The sequence below is a fragment of the Rhodococcus sp. IEGM 1307 genome (genome assembly GCF_030056915.1).
Taxonomy (GTDB): Bacteria; Actinomycetota; Actinomycetes; order Mycobacteriales; family Mycobacteriaceae; genus Rhodococcus_F; species Rhodococcus_F opacus_D.
Genome location: NZ_JASHKW010000058.1, coordinates 1 through 2,542, shown reverse-complemented (window position 1 = coordinate 2,542; position 2,542 = coordinate 1). Strand labels below are relative to the sequence as shown.

Genomic DNA, 2,542 nt, shown 5'->3' with positions numbered 1-2,542 from the left:
ACCCCCGTCGCCGGCCGCCCCGATCCCCGGCTGGACCCATTGGTCGGCATGTTCGCCGGGACGCTCGTCCTCCGGACCCCGGTCGGCTCGGCCGATTCGTTCCGCGAAGTGCTGACCAGAACCCGCGACGCGGACCTCGGTGCATTCATGCACGCCGACCTGCCCTTCGAGATGCTCGTCGACGTGCTGGCGCCGGAGCGGTCCACGACGCACACACCGTTGTTCCAGGTCCTGATCGACTATGGGACCGAGGTACCACTCCGCCTCGAGCTGCCGGACCTGACGGTGACGGTCGCCGAGGACGCTCCGCCCCTCGCGAAGTTCGACCTTCAGCTCACCCTCCGCGAACATGCGGACCCCGCACGCCCCGGCCTGTCGGCCGCGTTGACCTATGCCACCGACATCTTCGACCGCACCACCGTCGAGAGTGTCGCGGTACGCTTCCTCCGGCTCCTCGACTCGGTGACCGCGGACCCCGGCCGGCCAGTCGGGGACGTCGACCTCCTCGACGACACCGAACGGGCCACGCTGACGACCGGGTGCAATCCTCCTTCGCCCGTGGCGGAACCAGCCGAGGCCACACTCGCCGACCGGTTCACTCGGTCCGTCCACCGCTTCGCCGGTGAATCGGCGCTGACCGATGCCGACGAAACGCTCACCTACGCGGCCCTCGGTGCCCGCGTCTACCGACTCGCCCGGCATCTCGTCGAACTGGGCGCCGCCCCCGACACGGTCGTCGCCGTAGCACTGCCACCCTCGATCGATCTGGTCGTCGCCCTGCTGGCCGCACAGCAAGCGGGAGCCGGTTACCTCGTCCTCGACGTCGGTCACCCGGCGGACCGGCTCGACGCCACGATGTCCGACGCCGCCCCGGTGTGTCTCGTCTCCTCGACCGATCACGCGGCCCGCTTGCGGCGGGACCTTCCCACGGTGCTCGTCGACGACGCGGACACACGCACGCACCTGATGGGTCTGTCGCCGGAACCGATCACCGATCCGGAGCGACGGGCCGGGCTCACCCCCGACGCGGTCGCGTACGTCGTATACACCTCGGGGTCGACCGGACGCCCGAAAGGTGTCGTGGTGACACACCGCAATGTCACGACACTGTTCGACAACACCCGGCCTGCGTTCGACTTCGCCGAGACCGACGTGTGGACGCTCTTCCACTCGGCCGCCTTCGACTTCTCGGTATGGGAGTTGTGGGGCGCCCTCCTGCACGGTGGCCGCCTCGTCGTCGTCGACACCGTCACCGCCCGCTCACCCGACGAGTTCCTGGGCCTGCTCCGCCGGGAGCGGGTGACGGTCCTGTGCCAGACTCCCACCGCGTTCGCCCAGTTGGCCACGGCGGAACGGAACCAGCCGACCGACCTGGCGTTGCGGTACGTCGTCTTCGGCGGCGAAGCCCTCGAGCACGGTCACCTCGTCGACTGGCTCGACCGGCACGAACCCACCGGACCCCAGCTCGTGAACATGTACGGCATCACCGAGACCACCGTGCACGTGAGCAGGCATCCCCTCGGCGATACCCGTCCCGCTGCGCGGTCGGTCATCGGCCGGGCGATTCCGGGACTGCGCGTGTACGTCCTCGACCGGCGGCTCCACCCCGTACCCACCGGAGTGACCGGCGAGATGTACGTTGCCGGGAACCAGGTCACCCGTGGGTACCTGCACCGATCCGGGCTGACGGTGACCCGGTACGTGGCGGACCCGGCCGGGCGCGGAGGACGCATGTATCGCACCGGCGACCTCGCACGCTGGAACGCGCAGGGTCAACTCGAGTTCCTCGGACGTAGTGACGCCCAAGTTCAGCTGCACGGCTACCGGATCGAGCCAGGAGAGGTCGAGGCCACGCTCGTCCGCCACCCGGATGTCGCACAGGCCGCGGTGTCGGTCCGTTCCGACGACCGAGGCACCGAGCGCCTGTTCGGGTACGTCGTACCCGCCCGGGACGGTGAACAGACGAGGGCTGTCGACATCGAGCGGGTCCTCGGCTTCGCCCGGACGACTCTCGCACCGCAGATGGTGCCGGCAACGCTGGTGGTCCTGGACCGCCTGCCGCTGACCCCGAACGGCAAGCTCGATCGCCGGCAGTTGCCCGCACCCGACTTTGCCGAACGCGTCTCCACGGGTCGCGCTCCGGCGACCGCGACGGAGATGGCCCTCGCCGAGGTTTTCGCGGAGGTCCTCGGCGTGCCGTCCGTGAGCGCCGACGAGTCCTTCTTCGCAGTCGGTGGCGACAGCATCATGGCCATCCAGTTGGTGGCCCGCGCCCACGAGGACGGTGTCTTCCTCACTCCCCGCGACGTTTTCGAGCACCAGACCGTGGCCGCCCTCGCCGACGTGGCGGCCACCCGGAACCCGGACGTGCTGGCCGAGCTTCCCGGCGGTGGCGTGGGGACCGCACCGCTCGTGCCGATCGCGCGGTGGTTGCTCGAGCGCGGCGGCAACCTCGACACGTACTGCCAATCGGTCCTGCTCACCGCGCCACCCGACCTGGACACCGACACCCTCACCGCCACCGTGCAGACAGTCCTCGACC

General features: G+C 69.8%; 1 protein-coding gene. It reads left to right on the top strand.

Annotated features, from left to right (window positions below):
- The coding region (locus QM841_RS42770; RefSeq protein WP_283336779.1) for a non-ribosomal peptide synthetase at nucleotides 1-2,542 on the top strand (2,542 nt) is incomplete at both ends.